The organism is Actinospica robiniae DSM 44927 (assembly GCF_000504285.1).
GTDB lineage: Bacteria > Actinomycetota > Actinomycetes > Streptomycetales > Catenulisporaceae > Actinospica > Actinospica robiniae.
In genome coordinates this window covers 4,676,027-4,702,363 of sequence record NZ_KI632511.1, presented here as the reverse complement: position 1 = coordinate 4,702,363, position 26,337 = coordinate 4,676,027, and the positions used below count along the sequence as shown (strand labels likewise).

Genomic DNA, 26,337 nt, shown 5'->3' with positions numbered 1-26,337 from the left:
GGCGGCATGACTACCGCACTCATCACCGGAGGAACAGCGGGCATCGGGCGCGCCTTCGCCGAGAAGTTCGCCATGCTCGGCTACGACCTCGTCCTGGTCGCGCGCGACCAAGAGCGCCTCGACGACTGCGCGATACGGCTGCGCCGCCAATCCGGCGCGACCGTCGAGACGCTCAGCGCGGACCTGGCCACGACCGAAGGCCGCGCGGCCGTCGAGGAACGGCTGGCCGACCCGGTACGGCCGGTGGACATCCTCGTCAACAACGCCGGATTCGCGCTCGGCAGCTCGTTCCGTCGCACGCCGGTCGAAGACGAGGAGCGGCTGCTCGACGTACACGTGCGTGCGGTGCTGCGGCTCACCCATGCGGCTCTGCCGGGCATGGTCGAGCGGGGGAAGGGGTCGGTGATCAACGTGGCCTCGGTGGCGGCCTTCGTCCCCCGCGGGACGTATAGCGCGGCCAAGGCGTGGGTCGTCGCGTTCAGTGAATCGGTGGCGGCGGAACTGGTCGGCACCGACGTGCGCTGCATGGCGCTGTGTCCCGGCTTCGCGCACACCGAGTTTCACGAACGCGCGAACATCAACGAGGGCGAGATCCCGAAGTGGATGTGGCTCAACGCGCCCGACGTCGTCGACGCGGCGATCGAAGACCTGCGCAAAGGCCTCACGGTGAGCGTGCCGAGTGCCCGGTACAAGATCCTGGTGGGGGCGAGCAAGCTGGTGCCGCGTCGGCTGGCCACGAGGGTCTCGCGGAGCGTGTCGAAGCGCTGGTAGCGCTGGCGCATTTGGAATAAATGAGCAGCGACGTCGGTCGATTCGGCCCGGGGCGCGCGGCGATCTGTTCGGCGCCGCGTCTCGGTCCTCGACGTACTGTGGCCGTGACGCGGTGCACTGGCCGGAATCGGCCCGCCATACGCCGGTCTACACTCGCCTGATGCGTCCGTTGACCAGCTTCCTGCCCACACGTCTGCTCGGCAGCTCCGCCTTTGCCGCAGTGGGCCGACGCGTCTTCCCGCGTTCGGACCTCGCCCTCCAGCGGCTGACGCGCGGCCGTGTCTCGCTCACCGCAGTGGCCGGCATGCCGTTGCTGCTGCTCGAGACCACGGGCAGGCGCACGGGCGAGCTCCGCGTCACGCCGCTGACGTACGCGACGCAGGGGGAGAACTTTCTGGTCGCCGGCTCGAACTGGGGCCAGCAGCACCAGCCCGCCTGGGCGCTGAACCTGCTGGCCAAGCCGGATGCGGTGGTCGACCTGCACGGCGAGCGCGTCCCCGTGACCGCGCAGGTGCTGCGCGATGCCGACCGTGCCGACGCATGGAAGCTGCTGCTGAAGGTCTGGCCCGCCTACGATGCGTACGTGCGGCGAATACACGAGACGTCCGCCCGCGAGATCCTCGTGTTTCGCCTCGAGCGCACGTGAGGATGATGAAGCGCTAGGTGGCGTGCTGGGTCGGCGGCGCAGGTCGGCGGCGGCGCAGCTGGACGGTGCAGGTGGACGGCGCGGTGAAGGAGTGAGTCCGAGGATGGCTGCGATGAAGGAGCCTGAGGGGATCACGAGCGAGGAATCCGCTGCGGGTTCGATCAAGGCTGCGGGTTCGATCAAGGTCGTGCCCGCCAACGAGGCGAGCTGGGAGGATCTGCAGGCGATCTTCGGCTCGCGCGGGGAGCCGCATCGGTGTCAGTGCCAGTGGTTCCTGATTCCCGCGTCCGAGTGGCGCTCGGTGAGCGTGGAGGATCGGGCGCAGCGCTTTCGCGAGCAGACGGACTGCGGGCATCCGGAGGCTGAGGGGACCAGCGGCCTCGTCGCCTACCTCGACGGCGAGCCGGCCGGCTGGTGCGCCGTGGAACCGCGGGTGAACTACCCCCGCCTGCGCGGCGGACGCATCCCGTGGGTGGGCCGTTCGGAGGACAAGGACGACCCGGGTGTGTGGGCTGTTACCTGCTTCGTCACCCGTGCGGGCTACCGCCGACGCGGCGTCAGCCGAGCCCTCGCCGCGGCTTCCGTCGGCTTCGCCCGCGACCGTGGTGCGCGGGCAGTTGAGGCGTACCCGTTGTTGATCAAGCCCGCTCAGGAGTTCGGGTGGGGGGAGCTGTACGTGGGGAGCCGGGGGATCTTCGTGGCAGCCGGTTTCCGGGAGGTCAGCCGACCGACGGCGCGCCGGGTGGTCATGCGGGTGGATTTCTGAGGTAGGTCGGGTCGTTCGGGCGGACGATCGGTCGGAGGGACGATCGGTCGGTTGGCGACGACAGGGCGGGTGGTGGGTTCGCGCAGCGGTGGTTGCGGCAACCCAGCCTCGGGTGCGGGGTGAGGCGTGAGTGGTCCGAAGCGGTGGCCGAGCCCTAGACCGAACGGGGGACGCGCCCCGGCCGAAGCGGTTGGCGGAGCCTTGGGCCGAATGGGTGACGCTAGCTGGTCGACGAGATGGGGCCGAGCCTTGAGCCGAATGGGGGACGCGGCCAAGGACTGTTCGATCCGCCTTAGTCTCCCGAGGTGAGCGCGCTGAGCAGGCGACGCAAGGAGTCCAGGCGCGCCGGGTCCACCGGAAACTCGTCGAGTAGGCAGTCGGGTGCGTCCGCCATATGGGTGCAGCCTCGGGGGCACTGAGCGGTGATCGCGGCCAGGTCGGGGAACGCGGTGACCACCGCTTCAGGGGCTACGTGCGCTAGGCCGAACGAGCGAACGCCCGGAGTGTCGATCACCCATCCGGAGGGGAGTTCCTCGGTGCCCGGGGAGTTGGTTAGAGCATCCGGGGCAATGGCGTCGTCTGTGGCAGCGGTGGTTACGCCATCTGAGTGGCGCTGCGATGCTGCGGCATCTGAGTGAAGATCGGTGTCTTCGGCTGAGCCGTTTGGGCGAGCGGAGATGCTGGCGTCCGACTGCGCTGCGCCGTTCGGGGCAGGCTGCGCAGTCTGGTCGGCTTCGTCAGCGTGGTCGGGCTGGGCGGCGGCGCCTGGGGCTACTTCTGCGGCTACTTCGCTGCTGGTGGTGGCGGGGACCTCAGTCGCCGCGAGACGGAGAGCCACGGCGGAAGTCGAGGTGTGGCGGCCGCGGCCGGTGACGTCGTTAACCACGCCTACGACACGGGCGGCGCCGGGAATAAGCGCGTTGACCAGGGTGGACTTGCCCACGCCGGAGTGGCCTACCAGCACCGACGTCTTGCCGGCGAGGGCGCGGCGGAGGGGGGTCAGGTCGCCGTCTTGGCGCGTCACGACTACCTCTACGCCGAGGGGGCGGTATGCCTCCTCAAGTGGAGTGGGGTCTGCGAGGTCGGCCTTCGTCAGACACAGCACTGCGGGCATCTTGGCTTCCAGCGCGGCCACTAGGCACCGGTCGATCATGCGGGGGCGCGGCTCGGGGTCGGCCAGCGCCGTCACGATCACGAGCTGGTCCGCGTTCGCGACGATCACGCGCTCGACCGGGTCCGTGTCGTCCGCGGTGCGGCGGAGCACGTGGTGGCGGGGCTGGACGCGCACGACTCTCGCCAGTGCGTCGGGACCTCCGCGGAGGTCGCCGACCAGGGACACTCGGTCGCCCACGACCACGCCCTTTCGGCCCAGTTCTCTCGCCTTCATCGCGGTCACTTCGGCGCCGGCGCGCTCGCCCGAGCTGATCAGGCACGTGTACCGGCCGCGGTCCACCGCCAGGACCATCGCGTCGGCGGCGTCCTCTTGGGTCGGGCGGATCTTCGTACGCGGGCGCGAGCCGCGCGGGTTGGCCCGCACGCGGACGTCGTCCTCGTCGAAGTCACGGCCACGTCTCACCATCGGGCTACCGTCACCATCGGTTCGGCGAGCTCAGCCAGGTCCGCGGGGTCGGCGGGGTCGGCCAGGTCGGCCAGATCAGCCAGACGAGCCACATCGGCTACAGCGGTCAGGGAGCGGGCGGACTCGGGCTTCATCGCATGGGGGACTTCGGCCCTCAGCGTGTACGTCGCCGTGTATGTGTCTGCGCGCGTCGCGGTGAATGCGGCCTCTGGCTTCAGCATGTACTTCGCCTCACGAGCTCGCGCCGAAGTCTTGGCCGGCCAGCATGGCGGCCCAGCGGGCGGGGAAGTCGGGGAGTGTTTTGCCGGTCGTGGCGATGTCGACCACCCTGACTCCGGGGACTGCGAGGCCGATGATCGCGCCGGCGGTCGCCATGCGGTGGTCCTCGTACGTCTCGAACACGCCGCCGTGCAGGGGGGCGGGCTCGATCCGCAATTCGTCGGGGAGTTCCGTCACGGCGCCGCCGAGGGCGTTGATCTCCTTGGCCAGGGCGGCGACACGGTCGGTCTCGTGCATGCGGATGTGGCCGATGCCGCGCAGACGGGACGGCGAATCGGCGAGCGCGGCGAGAGCGGCGATGGTGGGGGTCAGCTCCGACTCGTCGGCTAGGTCGAGGTCTACGCCGTGCAGGGTGCAGGTGGAAGAAGTGAGGGTCGACGAGGCGTCACCACCACGCGCGCGCCCGCTGCCCGAAACGGTCAGGCCCTCGTCGGTCAGCTCGCAGCGTGCACCCATCTGGGCGAGGATTTCGCGCAGGCGGTCACCCGGCTGGGTGGTCTGCCGGGGCCAGTCGGGCACAGTCACCGTTCCGCCGGTCACCAGGGCCGCGGCGAGGAACGGGGCGGCGTTCGAGAGGTCCGGCTCGATGGTCTGGGAGGGGGCGCGGAGCGGGCCGGGTTCGACGCGCCAGCGTTCGGGCTCGGAGTCGTCCACGGTCGCTCCGGCGGCGCGGACCATCTGGACCGCCATGTCGATGTAGGGCTGGGACGGGAGCCTTCCGCCGATGTGGCGGACGTCCACGCCGCGGTCGAAGCGGGCGCCGGAGAGCAGCAGAGCGGAGACGAACTGGGACGAGGAGGCCGAGTCGATCTCGACGACGCCGCCGCGCAGGCTGCCTCGTCCGCGCACGGTCAGCGGGAAGTGGCCCGGGTTGTCGTGGTCGTCGATGTCGGCGCCGAGCTGCCTGAGCGCCTGCACCAGCGGGCCGACCGGGCGTTCGTGCGAGCGCGGGTCGCCGTCGAAGTGCACCGGGCCGTTCGCGAGTGCGGCCAGCGTGGGGACGAAGCGCATCACCGTGCCGGACGCGCCGACGTCTACCGACGTGCCTCCGCGCAGCGGCTTGGCCGGGGTGACGCGCCAGGATCCGTCCGGGCCGTCCGTGATGCCGGCGCCGAGCGCTTCGAGCGCCCTGGCCATCAGCAGCGTGTCACGGCTCCGTAACGGACGGTAGAGCTCGCACGGTTCTTCGGAAAGCGCGGCCAGCAGCAGGGCGCGGTTCGTCGCCGACTTCGACCCGGGCACGCTCACGCGCGCGGCGACCGGGCCGGTCGCAGTCGGGGCGTCCCACAGCTCATCGCGGCTCATAGACCAAGCCTATCGGGGGATGATGGGTCGCATGTGCGGGAGATACGTGGTAGCCACGCCGTTTCAGCAGATGGCACTCGACTTCGGCGCGGCGACCGAGGTCGAGTTCGCAGCGCACTACAACCTCGCGCCGACGGCTTGCGTCCCGGTGCTCTGGCAGCGCGCGGAGGACGACGGCGCGCTGCGGCTCGACGTCGCCCGCTGGGGGCTGGTGCCTTACTGGGCCAAGGATCCGGGGATCGGCGTGCGCGCGTTCAACGCGCGGATGGAGACGGCTGATCAGAAGCCGATGTTCCGCACCGCCTTCGTACGGCGGCGCTGCCTGCTGCCGGCTGACGGGTACTACGAATGGCGTAAGGGCGAGGGCAAGACGAAGCAGCCGATGTTCATCCATTCGCAGGATGGCGCCCAGCTCGCCTTCGCCGGGCTCTACGAGCGCTGGAAGGACGCCGAGGGCCGGTCCCTCTGGTCCGTCTCGATCCTGACCGGGCCGGCGGCCGGGGACGAACTCGCCGCGATCCACGACCGGATGCCGCTGACGGTGGCCCGGGACCGGATCGAGTTGTGGCTCGACCCGGAGCTGCGCGACGCCGAGCGGGTGCGCTCGCTGCTCGATCTGGACAGCGTCCCGGCTTGGACGGCGCGCGCGGTGGGGCCGGCCGTCGGCAACGTCCGCAACAACACGGCGGAGCTGATCGCGCCGCTGGTGGCGGACGCGGAGAATCCGGCGGGCGGGCGGGAGACAACTGGAGTGCAGGCGCGGGAAATAAGCGGGGTGCAGGCACTGTTCTAACCGACGTGCCTGAATTGCTCACGCGAACGCCTGTGACCTCGCCCGATGTGCTCATCGTGGCGCCTCGAGTCGTTGATCCGACCCCACAGCGGCTATTGTCGGGTGGGGTCCGGCTGGTCGGCGCCGGTTGGGAGCGCCGTGGCCCGGGCCCGGACACGGAGGTTGGACGCAGCGTGGGCACTGACGCGGACCGCGAGCACCTCGCGCCGGGGGAGCTCGAGCCCGAGCCCGCCGAGGCGCAGGACGAGGCTCTCGCCGCGCCGGAGGGGGACGACGAGTCTCCGGCCGAGCGCGACGCGCGATTCGAACGCGACGCCATGCCTTTCCTGGACGCCTTGTACTCGGCCGCGCTGCGGATGACCCGCAACCCGGCCGACGCCGAGGACCTGGTGCAGGAGACCTATGCGAAGGCCTACGCCTCGTTCCACCAGTTCCGCCCCGGCACGAATCTCAAAGCCTGGATGTACCGCATCCTGACGAACACCTTCATCAACGGGTACCGCAAGAAGCAGCGCGAGCCGCTCTCGGCGGGTACCGACGAGATCGAGGACTGGCAGCTGCACCGGGCCGAGTCGCACAGCTCGACCGGGCTGCGCTCGGCCGAGGTCGAGGCGCTCGACCACCTCCCGGACTCGGACGTCAAGGAGGCGCTGCAGTCGATAGGCGAGGATTTCCGGATGGCGGTGTATCTCGCCGACGTCGAGGGCTTCCCGTACAAGGAGATCGCCGACATCATGGGTACACCCATCGGCACGGTGATGTCCCGGTTGCACCGCGGCCGTCGTCAGCTGCGGGAGCTGCTGGGCGACTACGCGCAGCAGCGGGGATTCGGCCCGGCCGAGTCATCGTCGGGCAGTGGCAAGGACAAGGAGGCCGTGTCATGAGCTGCGGGCACCCCCATGACGACTGTGCTTCGGTGCTCGAGCACGTCTACGAGTACATCGACCACGAGATGGCGGCCGACGATCTGGCCACCGTCAAGCAGCACTTGGACGAGTGCAGCCCATGTCTGGCCGAGTACGGGCTCGAGCAGGCGGTGAAGGCCCTGGTGCAGCGCTGCTGCTGCGAGACTGCTCCGGAGGAGCTGCGGGCCAAGGTGCTCTCGAAGATCCGCCAGGTGCAGGCGGGCGTGGCCGTGGACGAGCGGGCCTCGACGCCCGCGTCCTGACCCGGAGTCCTTGCGCGGCGATCCACGAACGAACGGTGCGGCGGGTCGGCCCCGGTGGTGGGCCCGCGGCGTAGCACGCCGCGGCAGCACGCTTTGGTGGACGCCGCGACGGGTGCGGAATCCGGCCGTGACCAGGCCGTGACCCCCCGTCATATCCGGGGGCGCGTGCGCGCCGGTGGATTCGCCCGAACAACTGAATTCCTCGCCTGAGCGCCGCCTCTCGGCCCCTCGGCTCAGTACGCTTAGCCGGTAGTCCGATCGGAGGGACCGATGGGGCTGGCGAGGATGAACCGATGCCCCAACGAGCCCGGTACCTCTGCGCCGCCGTGGTGGCCGCGGCGGCGATCACGGCCGTGTTCATCCTGCCTCGTACGCACTGGTCCGTGGTGCGCAGCACTCCCTTCATCATCCTGCTTCTGCTCCAGGTCCTGCTGGTACTCACCATCCGGCTGCCGACGCTGCGGGAGAGCCCGGCGGGTCCGGCCATGGTCTCGGTGCTGCTGGCCTCCATCGTGCTGCTGCCGCCCGGCGCGGCGGCGCTGGCCGGGGGCGGAGCCTGCTTGTTCATGGTCCTGCGTCGGGCCGATCCGTTGCGCGTCGTCTACTCCTGCGCGGTCGCGTTCCTGAGCGCGGCGGCCGGCGGGGAGGCGTATGAGGCCGTACACGGCTGCCGCGCCCTGACGGCCTCTCAGTTCCCCTCCGTACTGATGCCGATAGGGCTGGCGGTGCTCGCGGTCAGCGCGGTGCCGGCGGTCCTGGTCGAGGCTTATCTGGTCGCGGCGACGGGCCGGGAGCGCTCGCTGGCCCTGCGCGAGGCAGGGCTCAACGCCTTTCCGCGCAACGTCGCGTACGCCGCCGTCGGTCTGCTCACCGCGGTGCTGTGGAGCGACTCGTACCACGCGCTGGCCGCGATCGTGCTGCTCGGGCCGGTGATCGTCACCCGCTGGGCGACGAGCCAGGCCGAGGAACAGCGGACGGCGCATGATGCGATCATCAGAACTCTCGTCCAAGCCGTGGAGATCAAAGACCTCTACACCCGGGGACACAGCGAGCGGGTGGCCCGGCTCTGCTCCATGATCGCGACCGAGCTGCACCTGGCGCCGGACCGGGTGGACGTGCTGCGCTACGCCGCCACCCTGCACGACGTGGGCAAGCTCGGCGTGCCGACCCGGCTGCTGCGCAAGACCGGGCCGCTGGACGAGGCGGAGTTCGAGGCGATCCGGCTGCACCCGGCGCGCGGGGTCGAGGTGGTCGGTGAGATCGCCTTCCTGGACGAGGCGTACAGCGCGATCCTCTACCACCACGAGCGTATGGACGGCAGCGGCTACCCGAAGGGGCTGCGCGGGCTGCAGATCCCCAAGTTCGCTCGGATCATCGCGGTGGCCGACGCGTTCGACGCGATGACCTCGACCCGTTCCTACCGGCAGGCCCGCAGCGTCGAGGAGGCGCTGGACGAGCTGCGCGCCTGCGCGGGCACCCAGCTCGACCCGGCGATCGTGGACGCCATCGTCGGCGCGCTGGCGAAGGCCGCGGCGGCCGGCCGGGTGTGGCGGGGGGACGGCTCGGGGCCGGAGCCGGGGGAGGCGCCGGCCAGGCCGGCCGACCTGCCTCCCGGCGCGGTGGTGGCGGAGTTCGACCACGACGACCCGGCGTATCAGGCCCCGCAGCGGCTCTTCACACCGGCGTTCGGCGCGGTCGACGACGACTCGGAGCAGGCCGCGCAGGAGCCGTCGGCCGTGCCCGTCGCCGAGGCCGAGCGCGATGACGACGACGGCGGATGCGCGGCGCCGTCCGCCCGGCGGAGGGCCGGCGCCAAACCTGCCGAACCGGTCCGTTCGGCGACGGATCAGGGTCGCTCAGCGAATACGAGGTCGGATTCAGCTCGGGCTTCCGGGCCGGTCGGCGAGCCCTTCGACCTCGGCCGCAACGGGCATTCGAGCATCGTGGCGACCAGCGTGTTCGGCACTGTGGACGCGCCGATCGCGGAGTCGGCCGACGAGCCCGAGCCGTCCTCGCCAGTGGCTGAGGCGGTCTCCGCCGGGCTGAACCTGCCCGCGCAAGCCGGCGGTGTCCTCGATGTGCTCGACCCGCTGGAGAAGACCGCGGACCCGCGGGAGGTCCGATGAAGTCGCTGCATCCCACTTCGCGCACGCACGCCGTCTTGGCCGCCGCGACCGTCCTCGGTTTCCTCGCGGCGGTCGTGCGGCTGTGCGTCGACGGCCCGGTCCAGACGCGGACCGCGCTCGTGTTCGCCGCGGTGATCGCGGTGGGCGAGGCGATGCGCCTGACGCTGCCGAACGGGCGGGACAACGCGCCGCTGGCGGCCACGGCCGGCCTGGGCTACGCGCTGGTCTACCAGATCGGCGGACATCCGGCGGCGTGGAGCGCCGCGCAGGTGGTCGTGGTCGTCACGATCGCGGCCGCGGTCGGCTCGGTGCCGCAGATCCTGGCCGGCCGGCCGCCGGGTGCCGGATACCTGATCCGACGGGTCGGGGTGACGGGGTTCATCGCGGCGATCGCGCGGACGATGCTCCACGGCGAGCTCTCCAACGCCTCGCACGAGGAGCTCCTGCTGCTCTTCAGTGGCTTGGCGTGCATCGCACTGCTGCTGGACACCGCTTGGGCAGCGGTTTTCACCACGACGGCGTCGCCGGACCTGTCCGCGGCGTATCAAGTGCCGATGGTGCAGACGGTGCCGACGATTCCGACGGACCCGGCCCACGTACGGGCGTCGGCCAAGCGCGAGGATTCAGGCGCTCGACGTCGGATCAACCGCTTCTTGACGTCGTGGGGTCGGGAATGTGCGGCGACAGCGCGGGTCTGTCCGGCCGTCGCGGCGCTGTCCGTCGCGGTGGCGCTGGCGGCCAGCCCGCTCGGTCTGTGGGTACTGCTGATCGCGTCCGCGCCGATCCTGGTGATGCAGCGGGCTCTGCGCCGATACGCGGCGATCCGGGCGACCTACCAGCAGACCATCCGTGCCCTGTCACGGATCACGGACCTGGCCGGCTACACCGAACCAGGCCACGCCCGCCGGGTGTGCAGGCTCGCGCTCGCGATCGGGCGGGAGCTGGGGATGGGCGAGCCGGAGTTGCTCGACCTCGAATACGCGGCACTGCTGCACGACCTCGGCCAGCTCTCGCTCGCCGACCCGCTGCCCGGCGGCGCGACCGTCAGCGCCCCGCCCGCGGTGGTCGCCGAGGTGGCGGCGCGCGGGGCCGAAGTGGTGCGCCAGACCGGCGTGCTCGACCGGGTGGCCCGGGTCGTGGAGGCACAGTCCACGGCGTACGCGTTCGGCGCGGACCGTCCGGACGCGGCTGGTGGCAACGGAAGACGCGGCGCGCACGGCGGCGACGGATCGGCGGACGAGGTGCGGGCGGCTGCCATCCTGCGCGTGGCCAACGACTTCGAGGACCTGTGCAACGCCGAGCCGGGGCCCCTCGCGCACACCGACGCGATGGCCCGGATCCGGCTGGGCGACGGAGGGACCTACGACCCGCAGGTCGTCGCGGCTCTGGCCAGGCTTGTCCGCGCCTTCTGAAAGCGGCGCAGTTGGTACTGTTCCGCGTATGAGCACTGTTCCGCGTATGCGCGAGGTCGTCCGGGCGGAGATGGTCGCGAACGTCGCCGAAGTGCACGTTCAGGTCGGCGATCAGGTCGACGCCGGGGCCGAGCTGGTGCTGCTCGAGTCCATGAAGATGGAGATCCCGGTGCTGTGCGAAGACGCCGGTACCGTCCTGGAAGTGCATATCGCGCCTGGAGATGTCATCCAGGAGGGCGACGTCATCGTGGTGCTGGGCTGAATCGATGACGACGACGAACGAGACCAAGCCCGCCGTCCCTTACTGCGGCCACTGCGGCGAGCCGCTGACCACGCCGCATGAGCGCTGCGCCGCGCGGCTCGAGCTCGAGCCGCCGCGCTACTGCCCTGAATGCCGCCGGCGTCTGATCGTGCAGGTGCTGCCGACCGGCTATGAGGCCCGCTGCTCGGCCCACGGCGCGCTGGCTGCGGCTGCGGCTTAGCCGTGGCTTAAGCCGCCGCTTTCAGCCCTGCAGGTGCAGCACGTAGGCGCGCAGCAGTTCCTTCATCTCGGGGCGCGGACGCCAGTCCCGCTCGGGCACGCGCACGAAGCCGAGGCGCTCGTAGAGCCGGTGCGCCGCCGTCATCTCCGGGCCGGTGGACAGCACCAGCCGCGGAGCGCCGGCCTCCCGGGCACGCTCGATGCACGCGCGGACCAGCGTCTCGCCGACGCCGCGGCCGCGAGCCGAGGGGAGGGTGGCGAGCATCCGGAACTCGACTTCCGCGCCGTCGCCCAGGTCCTGCCAGGGTGAGCCGGGCTCGGCCAGCACGACCGTTCCGAGGATGTCGTCGGTGCCGTCGTCCATGGCCACCAGCAGCGTCGTGGCGGGCGAGACCCAGCGGGCGCGAGCGTCGCGCAGCACTTTGACGTATTCCGGCCCGGCCAGGCCCTCGCCGTCGTAGACCTCGGCGGTCACCTCGCCGATCTCGGCGAGTTCGTCTTCGCGGGCCTCGCGCACCAGCAGATCCATGCCGATGATCCTATGTCTTTCGACGACGCCGCCCGGACCGGGACCCTGTGCGGGGTCCCGATCCGGGCGGACGCGTCTCAAGCGGGCAGCCGCTCAGACCACGGGCGCGGTCACCTCCAGCGGCTCGGTGTGCTCGACCTCGTGGTCGTAGTCGGCGGCGGACGTCGCGTCCACGCCGGCCGGGGCCTTGATCGCCTTGAGCACGAAGTTCGCCACCACGAGCACCACCAGGTTGACCACCAGCGCGGTGACCGCGATGTAGGCCTTCTGGTGCGTCCACGGGATCAGCGCCACCTGGGAGGCGAAGTGGTGCTGGGCCGCCGAGGACTGCTGCCAGGCCACGACGGCGCCGTAGACGATTCCGGCCGCCCAGCCGGCCAGCAGCGCCCAGCGGTGGAAGTAGCGGGTGTAGAGCCCGCCGACGATCGCCGGGAAGGTCTGCAGGATGAGCACGCCGCCGAGCAGCTGGAAGTTGATCGCGCTGGTCGCGTCGAGGCCGAGCACGAACGCCAGCGCGCCGAACTTCACCAGCAGCGAGACCCACTTGGAGACGGAGGTCTGCTCCTGCTGGCTCGCGTTCGGCTTGATGAAGTCGACGTAGATGTTCCGGGTGAACAGGTTTGCCGCCGCGATCGACATGATCGCCGCCGGCACCAGGGCGCCGATGACGATCGCCGAGAGCGCGATCCCGGCGAACCAGGACGGGAACATCGCGTCGAACAGGGCCGGGACGGCGTGCTGGGTGTTGCCGCCCAGGCTCTTGGTGGTGAAGCCGGCCGCGATGGCCATGTAGCCGAGCAGGGCGACGAAGCCGAGCATCAGCGAGTAGACGGTGAGCGCGGAGACGTTGCGCCGCACGGTGCTGCGCGCCTTCGTCGAGAGCACGCCGATCTGCGCGTGCGGGTACATGAACAGGGCCATGGCCGAGCCGATCGCGAGGGTGGCGAAGGGCAGCGTGTTGCCGTGGGAGAGCAGCAGCGAGCCGGCCGGCTGGTGGGTGGCGGGGTTGACCGTGCTCAGCCGGGTGTTCGCCGCGCCGAAGATGTGGGTCCAGCCGCCGAGCCGCATCGGGATGTAGATGACGGCCACCAGGATGGTGACGTAGATCAGCAGGTCCTTGACGAAGGCGATCATCGCCGGGGCGCGCAGGCCGGAGGTGTAGGTGAACGCGGCCAGGATCAGGAAGGCGATGAACAGCGGCAGGTCCTTCGCCCAGAACGAGCCGTTCGAGCCGACGCCCATGACGTAGAGCACGGACTGGATGCCGACCAGTTGCAGCGCGATGTACGGCATGGTCGCCACGATGCCGGTGACCGCTACCGCCAGGGACAGGCTGCGGGAGCCGTGCCGGCCCTTGACGAAGTCGGCCGGGGTCACGAAGCCGTGCTTGCGCGAGACCGACCACAGCCGCGGCAGGAAGATGAACACGAGCGGCCAGACCAGGATGGTGTAGCCGACCGCGAAGAAGCCCAGCGCGCCGGCGGCGAAGAGCGATGCGGGCACCGCAACAAATGTATAGGCGGTGTACAAATCACCGCCGATGAGGAACCAGGTGATGAAGCCGCCGAACGAGCGGCCGCCGAGGCCCCACTCGTGCAGGTTCTTGCTGTCCGGGGCCCGGCGCCAGCGGGCGGCCTGGAAGCCGAGGGCGGCGACGAGGACGAACAGCACGATGACGACGGCGAGTTCGACCCCGTGGATGCCGGGGCGGGTCGTGGCAGGGGTGATGCTCATACGCCGGCCACCCCCTCGTCGCCGTCGGCGTCGGGGCCGGCGGATCCGGGCATTTCGGGCCCGGTGGGCGATTCCGGGGTGCCGGCGGCGGCGCGCGCCTGCCGCCGCTTGCCCTCGTCGAGCTTGATCGCCCAGAACGCGGCGACCATCAGCACTCCGGTGAGCACCACCCAGAGCAGCTGGTACCAGTAGTAGAAGGGGAATCCGCCGAGCCTCGGCGTCGCGGAGTCGTACGTCGGGACCGCGATCACCGCGACCGTCGGCGCCAGCACGCAGAACGTGGCGAACAAGCGCAGCGGACTGATGACTTTGTACGGGGTCGACCCCCCGGACATGGGCACCTCCATGAGAGCTGTGTCACAGCTGGCATTTCCATGGAGGTTAGTTGCGCACGATCCCGTTGTGACGGACCCGGGGCATCTCGATTCGGTCTCGAATGCCCGGATCCGGAACCGATTCGAGTTCTACCACTTCCGGGCGTGGCTGACCTTGAGCGCGCACAGGCCGAGCACGAGCAGGAAGGTGAGCGCGTTGGCGGCGATCACGGCGACGCCGCCGCCGACCATGCCGTAGATCAGCCAGATGGCCACACCGCTGCCGAACATGGCGAACCAGCCCCAGGAGAAGTCCCCGGTGGACCTGGTCTTGAAGGCCCGCAGCACCTGCGGCAGCCAGGAAAGGGTGGTGAGCGCGCCGGCGACCAGGCCGATGAGCGTCGTGGTGGACATGGTGGAAAACCCCCTCGTCCGGCACGCATCGTGCCGAATGGATGTGACAGGCTTTGTGCAAACGCTGTACAAATACATAATCGTGGGGTGACCCCTTCCGTGTCCAGTCCGCGCGTCGGTCCGAACGGCGACGATTCGGCCAACAACGCCTCCCGGATGCTGGTGCTGCTGCACCGCTCCGGCGGCTCGGCCACCCGTGCCGAGCTCACCGCCTCGCTAGGCTGCGGCCGCTCCGCCGCCGGCTACGCCCTGACCGAGCTCGTCGGCCGCGGCCTCGTGCGCATCGACGACCGTCCTTCCGCCCGATCCGGCATCGGGCCGGGCCGTCCCTCGCACCTCGTCGAGGTGGCGCCCGGCGCGCCGGTGGCTCTGAGCGTGCACCTGAGGGTGGACACGCTCGACGTCGCGGTGGTCGGGCTCGGCGGGCGGATACTGCGGGTGGAACGCGAGCCGGTGGAGACGCGGCCCGAGGTCGCCTCGATCTTCCTGCGGATCAGCAGGCTGCTGCGCAAGCTGGGGCGCGAGTGCGGACGGCCGATCGCGGGCGTCGGCGTCTCGATGCCCTCGCCGGTACGCCGCGAGGACGGCTACGCGCTGCAGCCGCGGCACCTGGACTGGACCGGCGTGCCCGCCCGCGACCTGGTGCAGGAAGGCCTCGACGAACCGTGGCCGGTGCACGTCGGCAACGACGCGAACCTGGCCGCGCTCGCCGAGCACCGGCACGGCGCCGGACAGGGCTCGCGGCAGCTGCTCTACGTCACCACCGAGCACATCGGCATCGGCGGCGCGCTGGTCACCGAGGGTTCCGTCTTCGGCGGCGCCCGCGGTTACGCGATGGAGGTCGGCCACACCAGCGCCGACCCCGACGGCCCGCGCTGCTCCTGCGGCTCGCGCGGCTGCCTGGAACTGGTCGCCGACACCAGGGCGCTGATGCGGGCCGCGCACCTGCCGGACGAGCCGGTCACCGGGATCGAATACCGCGCCAGGGTGCTGATGGAGGCGGCCGAACGCGGCGATCCCGTCGCCGTCGCCGCGGTCGACGAGGTCGCCACCCGGCTCGGGGTGGGGCTGGCCGGCCTGGTCAACCTGCTCGATCCGGACCGGATCCTGCTCGGCGGCCTGCTCGCCCGGCTGCTCCCGCTCAGCCGCGCCCGGATCAGCACCGAGCTGAGGGAGCGTTCGTTCCTGGAGCGGGCCGTGCCGGTCCCGGTCGAACCGGCCCGGCTGGAGGCCGGAGCCCTGCTCGGCGCGGCCGAACTGGCGCTCGAGCCGGTCCTGGCGGCGCGCGCGGAGCGGCCCGAGCCGGAGTGAGCCGCGGTCGGTCCGCTCCCGAACAGATCGCGCCGAAGCAGCACGCGAACGCCCTTCGCCGGGTAGGAACCGGACAAGCGCCTCGGGCGGCGCGACCGGAACGGCTGGTTCGGCTAGCCTCGAAGCAGGCGACATCAGCCGATCGAGAATGGGGATCTCGATATGCACTCTTCGGTGGCAGTGTTCTTCCTGGGCGATCCGACCAACCACGGGTCCAACGTCGGTGCCGTGGCTCTTTTCGCGCTGGGCATCTTCGTTCTGATCGGGCTGCTCGTCTTTCTGATCACCCGCCGCGGCCGACGTCCGCTGCGTACGGCGTCGGCGCGGGCCCGGCCGGTGCCGGAGTCGCGAGGTCGGTCGGAGGAACAGCCGCAGGAGCAGGACGCCGCGACCGACGCGAAGGCTCAGTGAGCGCGGTTTCGGCTCACCGCGCGACCGACGTCAGGGATGTGAGTACGGCCCGGGTCTCGGCCATGTCGAGTTCGGAACCCATCCGCTGGTAGAGCCCGATCGCCTCGTTCAGGTGCGCGACGCCAGAGTCGTGCCGGCCCGTCTCCAGCTCGCACCGGCCCAATCCGACCAGCGCGGTGGCCATCTCGCTCGGATGACGGGCCCAGCGGACGAACTCGAGGGCCTCGTCGTAGTAGGGCAGCGCGGTCGCGGCCCCGTCCCGCGCGCAGACCAGGGCGCACAGGCCGACCCGTGCCTCCACCTGCGGGAACATGAAGCCGCCGCGCGCGCCGGTTTCCAGGCTCATCCGCAGCTGGTCCTCGGCGGCGGCGAACTCGCCGCGGGCGATGTGAGCGTATCCCACGTTCGTCCGCACGAAGCTCTCGCCGTACTTCAGCCCGCCGTCGAGCGAGACCCGCAGCGCGTACTGCAGCAGCGCCATCGCGCCGTCGGGATCGCCGAGCCGAAGCCGGATCCGGCCGAGCTCTCCGTACGAGTAGGCCATGCCGATGGCGTAACCGAGCTCGACGAAGACCGTCGCGGCCCGCTCTAGATACTCGACCGCCTCGGCGAATCGGCCCCGGCGCATCCGCAGCCGGCCGAGCTCCTGCTCGATGCCCGCCGCGCCTCGGCGCGACTCCTGCGAGATCTCCCGCGCCCGCAGCAGGATCGGCTCGACCTCGTCGAACTCCTCCAGCGCGTACTTCGCGTGGCTCAGGTGGAACAGGGCATTGGCCTCGTAGAGTCGGCTGTTGATCGCGCGGGCGAGGTCGCGCAACTGCTCGGCCAGCGCGACGGACTCCTCGAACCTGCCGTTCTGGTTGGACAGGACCGCGAGCAGGTTGATCGCGTCCGCCTCGTCCGTCGGGCCGAAGCCGCGCAGCACCTGCGCCGCCTGCTGGGCGTAGGACAGAGCCCTGCGCGTCTCCCTCCCGCCGAAGGCCCAGCCGAGGGTTTTGAGAGCGTGCGCCTCACCGAGCCGGTCGCCGGACTCGCGGGAGAGCGCGACGGCCCGTTCCAGGCAGGGCAACGCGTCCGAGATCATCCCGCGCTCCGCGTAGATGTGGCCCAGCAGGCGCAGCGCGCGGGCCTCCTCGCCGAGATCGTGCAGCGCCCGGGCCACATCGACCGCCTCGACGAGCAGGACGATGGCCTGATCCCAGGGGCCTGACGCCCGCAGATAGGGGATCAGATCGGCGACCAGCTTGAGCTTCTGCTTCGCCTCGAGCGTGTCCTGGACGAAGATGGCGAGCAGGTTCTCGCGCTCCGCGTCGAACCAGGCCTTCGCGTCGGCCATGTCCTCGGAGCCGGCGACGTGGCGCGGCAGCGGCCGCGGGCCGCCCGGGCGGCCGAACCAAAGCGCCCGCGCGGAGGCCGCCGTCTCCAGGTAGTAGCTCAGCAGGCGGTTGCGCGCCGCCTCGTTCTGCTCCGCCTCGCACTCGGCCGCCTGTACGCGGGCGTAGGTGCGCAGCAGGTCGTGCAGCCGGAACCGGCCCTCCTTGTGCTGGATCAGCAGGCTGTGGTCGAGCAGCGATTCGAGCCGGCGCTCGGCCTCGCCGAGGTCGATCTCCTCCAGCGCGGCCGCGGCGTAGACGTCGAAGTCCGGGCCGGGGATCACGCCCAGCCGGGCGAACAGCCGCCGCTCCGACTCGGGCAGCACGCCGAGGGAGGAGGCGAAGACGCGGGTGATGTCCCGGTCGCCGTCCTTGAGCAGCGCCAGCGGATCGCTGTCGCTGTGCAGCGCGGCCAGCAGCGTCTCGGCGCACAGCTTGGGGCGGTGGCGCAGGCGGGCGCCGATGATCCGGATCGCCAGCGGGAGCCGGCCGCAGAACTCGGTGAGCTCGGCCGCCGCCGGATCGCGCTCGTCCACCCGGCCGGGACCGGCGGCGCTGCTGAGCAGGGCCACGGCCTCGTCCGGCGGGAGCGCGTCGAGGCTGAGGAACTCGGCGTCGTCGAGGCCGGTCAGCTGGGTCCGGCTGGTCACGACGACCAGGCAGCCGGGGCCGGCCGGGATCAGCGGCCTGACCTGCGCGGCGCTGCGGGCGTTGTCGAGTACGAGCAGGGTCTTGGTGCCGGCCAGCCGGGAGCGGTAGAACGCGGCCCGCTCCTGCATCTCCTGCGGGATGGCCACCGGCTCCACGCCGAGCGAGCGCAGCAGGTAGTCGAGGGCGTCCTGCGGGCTGACCGGGTCGAGGTCGACGGAGTGGCCCTGTAGGTCGATGAACAGCTGGCCGTCCGGGAAGCACTCGGCCAGCCGGTGCGCGGCGCGGATCGCCAGCGTGGTCTTGCCGATCCCGCCCATGCCGTTGATGGCGCAGATCACGACGGTGGAGGCGTCGTCGTGCGCGTGGGCGCTCCGGGCCTGGCGGGCCGCCTCGACCAGGGTCTCGAGCTCCGACTCGCGGCCGGTGAAGGCGCGGGTGTCTGCGGGCAGCTGGCGCACCGGTGCCCTGGGGGGCAGCGGAACCGAGATCTCGACGGCCGCCGACGCGGCCGCGGCCGCCTCGGCCTGGGCGGCCGGCGGCAGGGCGAGGCCCTGGTCCGAGCGCAGGATCCTGGCATGCAGGCCGCGGACGCTGTCGCTCGGTTCCACGCCGAACTCGTCCGCGACCGCGCGGCGCAGGTCGCGGTAGACGTCGAGGGCCTCGGGCTGGCGCCCGGCGCGGTAGAGAGCGAGCATGAGCTGGCCGTGGAAGGCCTCGCGCCACGGGTGGCGGTCGATCAGGGTACGCAGTTCGCCGATGACCTGGTCGTGCCGGGCCAGGTGCAGATCGGCCTCGATCCGGCCCTGCTGGGCCAGCAGCCGTTCCTCGTTGAGCTGCTGGATCGTCGCGTCGGACTGCAGCGCCGGCACGTCGGCCAGCGGCTGGCCGCGCCACAGGGCGAGGGCCGCGGCGTACTCGCGGGAGGCGGCGGCCCAGTCGGCGCTCTGCGTGGCCTGCGCGGCCGCGGCGCCGTGCTCGGCGAACACGGCGGTGTCGAGCTCGCCGGGTTCGACGTCGATGACGTAGCCGGGAGGCACGGCCCTGATCCGCCCGGCGTGCCGCCCGAGCGCCTGACGGAGCCGCATGACCTGGTTGTAGAGCGAGGTGGTGGCCGAGACACTGGGCCGGTCTCCCCACAGCAGGTCGGCCAGCTGGTCCGCGGAGACCACTTGATTCGGGCGCAGCAGCAGGGCCGCCAGCAGGGTACGCCGCAGTGTCCCGTTGATCTCCAACGGTCCGTCATCACCGCTTACGGCGATCGGACCGAGCAACGCGTACTGCACGAACGGAACCCTCCACCCACCCAACCGCGAGACCGCGGCTGCCGCCGTGCTCGTGGACGGACCCGCCACGAGCATGCTGCGACAGCCCGATGGTAGTCGCGCGGTAGGGGAAAGCGGAATGCTTAATCCCAGGCACCCGGTGCATTCGGCACGAGTGAATGCATGGGCGGTGGCGAATCCGCCGTTCTTTCTTCCCTTCGCGCGGCGGGAGCGTCAGGGGTGTCAGCTCGTGCAGGACCGGCGGTGACGACCCCGCCGCCGGTCCTGGAGCGCACCGCCCGGCGCCGCTCGCCGGAGGGGAGAGCGGCGTCGGCAACGGGGTCGGCTTCGTCAGAGTGTGGCGGACAGCGCCTTGACCGGCATGGACAGCCGGTCGAGCAGCTCGAGGTCCGCGGTGGCCGGTCGGCCCAGCGTGGTGAGGTAGTTTCCCACGATCACGGCATTGATTCCGCCGAGCAGCCCCTGTTCGGTGCCCAGGTCTCCCAGCGTGATCTCCCGCCCGCCGGCGTAGCGCAGGATCGTGCGCGGCAGCGCCAGCCGGAACGCGGCGATGGTGCGCAGGGCCTCCTTGGCCGGCAGCGGCTCGCGGTCCCCGAACGGCGTGCCGGGGCGCGGGTTGAGGAAGTTGAGCGGGACCTCGTCCGGCTCCAGCTCGGCGAGCTGCGCGGCGAACTCGGCCCGCTGGGCCCGGGTCTCGCCCATGCCGACGATGCCGCCGCAGCACACTTCCATACCCGCGTCGCGCACCATCCGCAGCGTGTCCCAGCGTTCCTGCCAGCTGTGCGTGGTGACGACCTGCGGGAAGTAGGAGCGCGCGGTCTCCAGGTTGTGGTTGTAGCGGTGCACGCCCATCTCGGCGAGCTCGTCCACCTGCTCCTGCTCCAGCATGCCGAGGGAGGCGGCGACGTTGATGTCCACGGCTTCGCGGATCGCCTTGACGCCCTCGCGCATCTGGGCCATCAGCTTCTTGTCCGGTCCGCGCACGGCGGCGACGATGCAGAACTCGGTGGCGCCGGTGGCCGCAGTCTCCTTGGCCGCCTCGACCAGCGAGGGGATGTCCAGCCAGGCCGAGCGCACGGGCGAGGTGAACTGGCCGGACTGCGAGCAGAAGTGGCAGTCCTCCGGGCAGCCGCCGGTCTTGACCGAGACGATCCCCTCGACCTCGACCTCGGGTCCGCACCAGCGCTCGCGCACCTCGTGGGCCAGTGCCAGCAGCTCCTCGAGGCGCTCGTCGGGCAGCTCGAGCACCGCCAGGATCTGCTGCTCGTCCAGGGCGCGGCCCTGTTCGAGCACGTGCTCCCGGGCGAGGGCGAGGATGTCGGTGGCGATCTCGGTCTCAGTCACGTGGGCCATTGTCCCTTATGGGGATACGCGGACCTCGGGCGGGAGGCGCGGTGCGGGGGAATGCCCTGACTCATCCCTGTTCCACGTGGAACATCATGCATAGTTGCGCATAATGTTCCACGTGGAACAGGGATGAAACCGGTCTGACGAGGCGTCAGCGCGCCCAGCGCTCCCGGAAGGCGCGGGCGTCGAACCCGCCGCCGAGCGCGGGGGACAGGCCCGCCTGGGCGGCCAACAGGAATTCGGCCGGGTCCAGCGCGCCGGCGCCGGCCGGCAGGGCGCCCGCCAGCGGACGGGCGGCCAGCGTCTCCAGATCCCGGACGTTGCAGCGCATCGCCAGATCCGGCTCCTCATGCACCGGCCAGCTGCCGAGGACGACGCCGGCCAGCTCCACGCCGCGCAGCGCCATCGACTCGAGCGTCAGGGCCGTGTGATTGAGCGTGCCGAGGGCCGGGTCGGCCACCACCAGCGTGGGGGCGCCCAGCTCGCGGGCCAGATCGGCCAGCGTCGCACCGTCTTCGTCGTAGCGCACGAGCAGGCCGCCCGCCCCCTCGACCACGACCAGCGCCCGCTGCTCGGTCAGCTCCCGCACCCGCTGGGCGACCCGGGACAACGAGAGCGCCGGCAGGCCGCTGGTCCGGGCCGCGGCCGCCGGCGCGAGCGGGTCGGGGTAGCGCGCGTACTCGTGCAGAGCGTCCCCGCCGAGCCCGGCCAGCCGGGCCACGGTGGCCAGATCGCCCGGCTCGTCCGCGCCGATGCCGGTCTGCGCGGGCTTGACCACGGCCACCCCGCCGCCGCGGGACGCGGCCAGCGCGGCGACGGCCGCGGTCACGATGGTCTTGCCGACGTCCGTGCCGGTGCCGGTGATGATCAGGATGCTCATGGTGCGTTCGCTACTTCCGTTGGGCGCCGGTGCTGCGCGGCGCTCGTTGTGCCCTTACTCCACTACTCCGGCTGCTCCACTACTCCGCGGGCCGGGTCAGCCGGGCCAGGAACTTGTACCGGTCGCCGCGGTAGATCGAGCGCACCCACTCCACCGGCTCGCTCTCCTCGTCCAGCGAGTGGCGGGAGAGCAGCAGCATCGGCAGGCCGGTGTCGGTGCCGAGCAGCGCGGCCTCGCGCGGGGTGGCCAGCGCGGTCTCGATCGTCTCCTCGGCCTGGGCCAGGTGCACGCCGTACTCTGCGCTCAGGGCCGAGTAGAGCGACGAATACTTCGTCAGATGCCGGCGCAGGCCGGGAAAGCGCTTAGCCGACAGGTGCGTCGCCTCGATGGCCATCGGCTCGCCGTTGGCCAGGCGCAGCCGCTCGATCCGCAGCACCCTGGCGCCGTCGCGGATGCGCAGCAGCTCGGCCAGATCCGCGTCGGCGTTGACGTATCCGACCTCGAGCAGACGCGAGGCGGGCTCGAGGCCCTGCGCGCGCATGTCCTCGGTATAAGAGGTCAGCTGCAGCGACTGGGCCACCTTCGGCTTGGCCACGAAGGTGCCCTTGCCCTGGATCCGCTCGAGCCGGCCCTCGACCACGAGCTCTGCCAAAGCCTGGCGGACGGTGGTGCGGGAGGTGTCGAACTCCTCGGCGAGGGTGCGCTCGGGCGGTACCGGCGTTCCGGGCGGGCTGGACTGGGTCAGCTCCAGCAGATGCCGCTTGAGCCGGTAGTACTTGGGTTCGCGGGCCACCGGCTCTCCGGCCGTCGCCACGCCTTCACCTTGACCCTGTTCGTCGTGGAGGAGCGATTGATCATCCTCTTCGAACGCCACGGCACCTCCCTGGAATCACGTTTCCCGCCCGGCAGACACTATTCGACTCCGGTCAACTCAGTCGCAAGATGCCATGCTGCCAGACAGAAGTGAAGCACCGCCGGGTCGGCGGTCTCGAGTGACTGAGGATAGCCAAGGTACGTACCGGTACGGACCACTTGGTTAAGAGAACCCTGCCCCCGGTGACGCCTTGATAACGGGTTAGCCGAACCGGGCCCGAATCCCTTGACGGTACGGATTGGTCTATGCCACTCTCCGAACTGGTCTAAACCATTGAGAGGTAGCCGACGGCGGGCGCCAACCCGCCCCGGACGCCGCCGCATCACCAGCAAGACCGCACACACACGCTCCACCCCCAGTGTGCACCGGATCGAAGCCCGGCCAAGCTCAGGATGGCCGGCCGAGATCAGCGGTGCCGTCCGATTACCTTCCAACGGAGGATGGTTTTGAAGAGCAAGAAGCTCGTCGCCATCGCTTGCGCGACCGCTTCGGTCGCACTCGTGGCCTCGGCGTGTTCCTCGTCGTCCAAGTCAACCGGCAGCAGCGGCTCGACCACCGCCGCGGGCAACACGACGCTCAACGTGTGGCTCATGGTGGACGCGCAGACCGGGTGGAAGACCGCTGTCACCAGCGCGGTCAGCACTTTCGAGCAGCAGCACCCCGGCGACAAGGTCAACGTGACCTACCAGACCTGGGGCACCTACCTTGACAAGTTCTCCACCGCCGTGAAGGCCGGCTCCGCGCCGGACGTCATGGAGGTCGGCAACACCCAGGCCGGCACCCCCGCCTCGGAGGGCGCCTTCCTGGACCTGTCCTCGGTCAAGAGCAAGTTCCCGAACTCCGACAACTGGAACTCGGGCCTGGTCTCCTCCTGCACCCAGGGCGGCAAGCTCTACTGCGTGCCTTACTACGCCGCCGACCGCATGGTCATGGTCAACGGCAAGCAGGCCACCGCGGCCGGCATAACCGCGGCCCCGGCCACCTGGCAGGACCTGCTCGGCGACATCCAGAAGCTGAACACCAAGAACGCGGGCGTCAAGGGCTACACCGGCATGGAGGTCCCGGCCGGTGACGAGTACCTCGGCCTCGCCTTCGTGGCCGACGCCGGCGGCACCGTCGCGGACGACAGCAGCGGCAAGTGGGTCGGCACCCTGGAGTCCTCGGCCTCCGAGACCGGTCTGGCGAACTACTGCACCCTGTTCAAGGCCAGCAAGAACAACGACCCGGCGGGCATCGACTCGAACCAGGACGCGGCCTGGTCGAACGGCACCACCACGTTCCTCTACGGCCTCGGCTGGGAGAGCGCCAACCCGCCCAAGGGCTTCACCGGCGCTTCGCCGGTCCCCTCGATCTACTTCAACATCCCCAGCCCGACCAAGGCCGGCAGCTACCTGCCGGACTTCACCGGTGGCTCCGACCTCGCCGTGCCGTCCGGTTCGAAGAACCAGAGCCTGGCCGAGGACTGGATCGCCGACTACACCAGCAGCGCCAACGAGGGCACCATGGCGACCGCGGGCGACATCCCGAACGCCAGCAACCTGCTCAGCGACGTGACCGGCGCCAAGAACACCCAGTACGCGTCCGGCCAGCAGAACCCCTACTTCGTGCCCGAGGCTCCGAAGTGGACCAACGTCGACGGCGGCACCCCGAACCTGATCGACACCATGCTGCAGAACATCGCCAAGGGCGGCTGCACCGCGTCGGTGATCGACACCCAGGCGAAGGCCACCGACACGGCGATCGCCACCGCGCTCAACTAAGCACTCCAAGCGCTCGGACGGCGGCGGCCGGGTCCGCCCGGCCGCCCTCCCAGCGATAAGAGTTCGCCGTCGCCCTGTACACCGGGGCGACGGCGAGCCATCATCCGTCTGACGACTACTGGTGCACTGCCCGCGCCCCCTCATCGCCTGGTGTGCCGACCCGCGCAGGAGAGTATCCCCGCATGAGTGACCAAACCTTCGCCGACCCGGTCGGCGCCGGCCGCCGCCGGCCCGCTCCGCCCGCACCGAAGCGGCGGCGCCAGGGCCGCCTGGCGCCCTATCTCCTCCTCAGCCCGGCTCTGCTGATCGTTCTCGCGATCTTCGGCCTGCCGCTGGTCGTGATGTTCCTGCTGTCCTTCCAGAACTGGACCCAGGTCGGCCAGTTCAGCACCGCCCTGCAGGGCCAGTGGACCGGATTCACGAACTACACCAACCTGCTGACCAGCGGCTCCTTCTGGAGCACGACGGTACGCACGATCTTCGTCTCGCTGCTGATGGTCGGCGGCTCGATGATCGTCGGCCTGCTGTTCGCGCTGCTGATGCGGCGCATCTCCGCGTGGGCGCGCTACCTGATGACCTTCGCGCTGATCCTGGTCTGGTCGATCCCGGCGCTGGTCTCCACCCTGGTCTTCCAGTGGATGTTCAACCGGCAGTACGGCATCATCAACGACCTGCTCGGCTACAAGAACATCCACGACTGGTTCGTCAACGAGAACACCGGCTGGTTCGTGGTGATCATCCTGGTGATCTGGGGCGCCGTGCCGATGGTCACGGTGATGCTCTACGCCGCCCTGACCCAGGTGCCCAAGGAGCTCGTCGAGGCCGCGCACATCGACGGCGCGAACGCCTGGCAGACCTTCCGCAGCGTCATCGAGCCGATCATCCGGCCGGTCGTGCTGATCATGACCTCGCTCTCGGTCTTCTGGGACCTGCAGGTCTTCACCCAGATCTTCGTCCTGTTCAACAGCGCGCCGCCGGCCGGCTTCTACAACCTCGGCATCTGGTCGTACGTGCAGGGCTGGCAGCACCAGAACTACGGCGTCGCGACCGCCATCACCGCCCTGACCATGGTGATCATGCTGGCGATCACCATCCCGTACCTGCGCCAGCTGATCCGCATCGGAGGCGATGCCAAGTGAGTTCGACCGCCTTCACCCCGACCCGGCGTTCCGAGTACGAGCCGGAGCCCGACCCGCGGCTGACCGCCGTGCGCCCGACCAGTGCCCGGGCCACCCGCAAGAAGGTCGTCAAGTGGGTGCTGAACACGGTGGCCGTGGTCATCTCCGTGGTGTGGATCTTCCCGATCTACTGGATGCTGATCGTGGCGGTCACCCCGCTCGGACAGGTCTACTCGATCCACCCGCAGCTGATCCCGGGCAACATCTCGCTCGAGGCGTTCCGCGCGGTGCTCACGGACTCGAGCTTCTACCAGTCCCTGCGCAACAGCCTGATCGTCACCTTCTCCACCGTCGTGGTCGCCACGCTCGTCGGCTTCCTGGCCGCGACCGCGATCGCCCGGTTCCGCTTCAGGTTCCGCAACAGCGCCATCGTGCTGGTCATGATCGTGCAGATGGTGCCGCTGATCGCGCTGATCGCGCCGCTGGTCTACGTCTACACGAAGATCGGCCTGTCCGAGTCCCTGTTCGGCCTGGTCATCGGCCTGCTGGCGCTGACCCTGCCGTTTTGCATCTGGACCCTGCGCGGCTTCGTCGCGGGCATCCCGGCGGAGCTCGAGGAAGCGGCGATGGTCGACGGGTGCACCCGGGTCGGCGCGTTCTTCCGGATCATCCTGCCGCTCGTGGTGCCCGGCCTGGTCTCCACCGCGATCTACACGCTGATCCAGACCTGGACCGAGTTCCAGCTGACCAACTTCATGATCAGCGGGGCGAACCACTACACCCTGCCGCTCTACCTCAACGCCTTCCTCGGCACCAACCAGGAGGTCCTCTACAACGAGGTGATGGCCACGGCGCTGCTGATGGCGGTGCCGATCGTGGCGCTCTTCCTCCTGGTGCAGCGCCAGGTGGCCTCCGGCCTGACCGCGGGTGCGGTCAAGGGCTGAGCGCCGACGGCGACGAGCCGAGCTGACGCGGTACTGAACCAACGAAGGGGACCCGTACGAGCGCCACT

The 26,337-nt window shown here is 70.5% G+C and carries 26 protein-coding genes; 15 read left to right on the top strand and 11 right to left on the bottom strand.

Annotated elements, in window-relative coordinates:
- Nucleotides 1–6: 6 nt before the first annotated feature.
- From ACTRO_RS19885 to ACTRO_RS19875, 3 genes are all read left to right on the top strand, one after another.
- Nucleotides 7–771, top strand: coding sequence for an SDR family NAD(P)-dependent oxidoreductase (locus ACTRO_RS19885; RefSeq protein WP_034265163.1), 765 nt, complete (start codon nucleotides 7–9; stop codon nucleotides 769–771).
- Between the two features lie 160 nt (nucleotides 772–931).
- The gene (locus tag ACTRO_RS19880; RefSeq protein ID WP_034265160.1) at nucleotides 932–1,417 is read left to right on the top strand and encodes a nitroreductase/quinone reductase family protein; all 486 of its coding nucleotides are present in this window, start codon (nucleotides 932–934) and stop codon (nucleotides 1,415–1,417) included.
- 112 nt (nucleotides 1,418–1,529) lie between these two features.
- Nucleotides 1,530–2,183: a GNAT family N-acetyltransferase gene (locus tag ACTRO_RS19875; RefSeq protein WP_084317113.1), complete on the top strand. Its 654-nt coding sequence runs from the start codon at nucleotides 1,530–1,532 to the stop codon at nucleotides 2,181–2,183.
- A gap of 292 nt (nucleotides 2,184–2,475) precedes the next feature.
- Here the strand turns inward: ACTRO_RS19875 and rsgA are convergent, their stop codons facing one another.
- From rsgA to aroA, 3 genes are read right to left on the bottom strand one after another with little or no spacing between them, the layout of a single operon-like run.
- Entirely contained in the window at nucleotides 2,476–3,762 is a 1,287-nt protein-coding gene (rsgA, locus tag ACTRO_RS49755) for a ribosome small subunit-dependent GTPase A (RefSeq protein ID WP_051451091.1), read from the bottom strand.
- Nucleotides 3,756–3,983: a hypothetical protein gene (locus ACTRO_RS19865; RefSeq protein ID WP_034265157.1), complete on the bottom strand. Its 228-nt coding sequence runs from the start codon at nucleotides 3,981–3,983 to the stop codon at nucleotides 3,756–3,758. Before ACTRO_RS19865 ends, rsgA begins: the two co-directional genes overlap by 7 nt.
- A gap of 10 nt (nucleotides 3,984–3,993) precedes the next feature.
- Nucleotides 3,994–5,346 carry a 3-phosphoshikimate 1-carboxyvinyltransferase gene (aroA, locus tag ACTRO_RS19860; RefSeq protein ID WP_034265154.1) on the bottom strand — a complete coding sequence of 451 codons (1,353 nt, stop codon included), beginning with the start codon at nucleotides 5,344–5,346 and terminating at the stop codon, nucleotides 3,994–3,996.
- Between the two features lie 31 nt (nucleotides 5,347–5,377).
- On the opposite strand from aroA, the gene ACTRO_RS19855 reads away from it, so the two are divergent.
- The 7 genes from ACTRO_RS19855 to bsaP all read left to right on the top strand — a co-directional run bounded on the left by ACTRO_RS19855 (nucleotide 5,378) and on the right by bsaP (nucleotide 11,327).
- Complete coding sequence (locus tag ACTRO_RS19855) at nucleotides 5,378–6,139, top strand: SOS response-associated peptidase (protein ID WP_084316402.1); 762 nt, start codon at nucleotides 5,378–5,380, stop codon at nucleotides 6,137–6,139.
- Nucleotides 6,140–6,312: 173 nt separating this feature from the next.
- On the top strand, nucleotides 6,313–7,023 hold the full coding sequence (locus ACTRO_RS19850; protein WP_034265151.1) for a sigma-70 family RNA polymerase sigma factor: 711 nt from the start codon (nucleotides 6,313–6,315) through the stop codon (nucleotides 7,021–7,023).
- Nucleotides 7,020–7,307, top strand: a complete 288-nt coding sequence (gene rsrA, locus ACTRO_RS19845; protein WP_034265147.1) for a mycothiol system anti-sigma-R factor — start codon at nucleotides 7,020–7,022, stop codon at nucleotides 7,305–7,307. The genes ACTRO_RS19850 and rsrA overlap by 4 nt, the downstream gene beginning before the upstream one ends.
- Before the next feature lie 293 nt (nucleotides 7,308–7,600).
- On the top strand, nucleotides 7,601–9,433 hold the full coding sequence (locus ACTRO_RS19840; protein ID WP_051451089.1) for an HD-GYP domain-containing protein: 1,833 nt from the start codon (nucleotides 7,601–7,603) through the stop codon (nucleotides 9,431–9,433).
- Nucleotides 9,430–10,845 (top strand): HD-GYP domain-containing protein, encoded by a 1,416-nt coding sequence (locus ACTRO_RS19835; RefSeq protein ID WP_051451088.1) that lies wholly within the window; start codon nucleotides 9,430–9,432, stop codon nucleotides 10,843–10,845. The genes ACTRO_RS19840 and ACTRO_RS19835 overlap by 4 nt, the downstream gene beginning before the upstream one ends.
- 46 nt (nucleotides 10,846–10,891) lie before the next feature.
- Nucleotides 10,892–11,107, top strand: a complete 216-nt coding sequence (locus tag ACTRO_RS19830) for a biotin/lipoyl-binding carrier protein (protein WP_034265144.1) — start codon at nucleotides 10,892–10,894, stop codon at nucleotides 11,105–11,107.
- A 4-nt stretch (nucleotides 11,108–11,111) separates the two neighbouring features.
- Nucleotides 11,112–11,327 carry a biotin synthase auxiliary protein BsaP gene (gene bsaP / locus ACTRO_RS19825; protein WP_034265141.1) on the top strand — a complete coding sequence of 72 codons (216 nt, stop codon included), beginning with the start codon at nucleotides 11,112–11,114 and terminating at the stop codon, nucleotides 11,325–11,327.
- Nucleotides 11,328–11,348: 21 nt separating this feature from the next.
- Here bsaP and ACTRO_RS19820 read toward each other — a convergent pair whose 3' ends face one another.
- The 4 genes from ACTRO_RS19820 to ACTRO_RS19805 form a co-directional block, all read right to left on the bottom strand.
- The gene (locus tag ACTRO_RS19820; protein ID WP_034265138.1) at nucleotides 11,349–11,855 is read right to left on the bottom strand and encodes a GNAT family N-acetyltransferase; all 507 of its coding nucleotides are present in this window, start codon (nucleotides 11,853–11,855) and stop codon (nucleotides 11,349–11,351) included.
- A 93-nt stretch (nucleotides 11,856–11,948) separates the two neighbouring features.
- Entirely contained in the window at nucleotides 11,949–13,589 is a 1,641-nt protein-coding gene (mctP, locus tag ACTRO_RS19815; protein ID WP_034265134.1) for a monocarboxylate uptake permease MctP, read from the bottom strand.
- Nucleotides 13,586–13,924: a DUF3311 domain-containing protein gene (locus ACTRO_RS19810; RefSeq protein WP_169739930.1), complete on the bottom strand. Its 339-nt coding sequence runs from the start codon at nucleotides 13,922–13,924 to the stop codon at nucleotides 13,586–13,588. Before ACTRO_RS19810 ends, mctP begins: the two co-directional genes overlap by 4 nt.
- 129 nt (nucleotides 13,925–14,053) lie before the next feature.
- Nucleotides 14,054–14,317 carry a SemiSWEET family sugar transporter gene (locus tag ACTRO_RS19805; protein ID WP_034265131.1) on the bottom strand — a complete coding sequence of 88 codons (264 nt, stop codon included), beginning with the start codon at nucleotides 14,315–14,317 and terminating at the stop codon, nucleotides 14,054–14,056.
- Between the two features lie 87 nt (nucleotides 14,318–14,404).
- Between ACTRO_RS19805 and ACTRO_RS19800 the strand changes: the two genes are divergently transcribed.
- Entirely contained in the window at nucleotides 14,405–15,628 is a 1,224-nt protein-coding gene (locus ACTRO_RS19800; protein ID WP_157436341.1) for an ROK family protein, read from the top strand.
- Between the two features lie 174 nt (nucleotides 15,629–15,802).
- A complete protein-coding gene (locus tag ACTRO_RS19795; RefSeq protein ID WP_157436340.1) occupies nucleotides 15,803–16,039 on the top strand; it encodes a hypothetical protein in 237 nt (78 codons plus the stop codon).
- Between the two features lie 13 nt (nucleotides 16,040–16,052).
- Here the strand turns inward: ACTRO_RS19795 and ACTRO_RS43590 are convergent, their stop codons facing one another.
- The 4 genes from ACTRO_RS43590 to ACTRO_RS19775 all read right to left on the bottom strand — a co-directional run bounded on the left by ACTRO_RS43590 (nucleotide 16,053) and on the right by ACTRO_RS19775 (nucleotide 22,387).
- Complete coding sequence (locus ACTRO_RS43590; protein WP_051451085.1) at nucleotides 16,053–19,346, bottom strand: AfsR/SARP family transcriptional regulator; 3,294 nt, start codon at nucleotides 19,344–19,346, stop codon at nucleotides 16,053–16,055.
- 330 nt (nucleotides 19,347–19,676) lie between these two features.
- Nucleotides 19,677–20,690, bottom strand: coding sequence for a biotin synthase BioB (gene bioB / locus ACTRO_RS19785; protein WP_034275723.1), 1,014 nt, complete (start codon nucleotides 20,688–20,690; stop codon nucleotides 19,677–19,679).
- Between the two features lie 154 nt (nucleotides 20,691–20,844).
- Nucleotides 20,845–21,573, bottom strand: a complete 729-nt coding sequence (gene bioD / locus ACTRO_RS19780; protein ID WP_034265126.1) for a dethiobiotin synthase — start codon at nucleotides 21,571–21,573, stop codon at nucleotides 20,845–20,847.
- A gap of 79 nt (nucleotides 21,574–21,652) precedes the next feature.
- A complete protein-coding gene (locus ACTRO_RS19775; protein ID WP_034275721.1) occupies nucleotides 21,653–22,387 on the bottom strand; it encodes a GntR family transcriptional regulator in 735 nt (244 codons plus the stop codon).
- Between the two features lie 506 nt (nucleotides 22,388–22,893).
- Here ACTRO_RS19775 and ACTRO_RS19770 point away from each other — a divergent pair.
- The 3 genes from ACTRO_RS19770 (at nucleotide 22,894) to ACTRO_RS19760 (ending at nucleotide 26,269) form a co-directional block, all read left to right on the top strand.
- Nucleotides 22,894–24,207: an extracellular solute-binding protein gene (locus ACTRO_RS19770; RefSeq protein ID WP_034265123.1), complete on the top strand. Its 1,314-nt coding sequence runs from the start codon at nucleotides 22,894–22,896 to the stop codon at nucleotides 24,205–24,207.
- 182 nt (nucleotides 24,208–24,389) lie between these two features.
- The gene (locus tag ACTRO_RS19765) at nucleotides 24,390–25,346 is read left to right on the top strand and encodes a carbohydrate ABC transporter permease (protein WP_051451084.1); all 957 of its coding nucleotides are present in this window, start codon (nucleotides 24,390–24,392) and stop codon (nucleotides 25,344–25,346) included.
- Nucleotides 25,343–26,269, top strand: coding sequence for a carbohydrate ABC transporter permease (locus ACTRO_RS19760; RefSeq protein ID WP_051451083.1), 927 nt, complete (start codon nucleotides 25,343–25,345; stop codon nucleotides 26,267–26,269). The genes ACTRO_RS19765 and ACTRO_RS19760 overlap by 4 nt, the downstream gene beginning before the upstream one ends.
- Nucleotides 26,270–26,337: the final 68 nt, after the last annotated feature.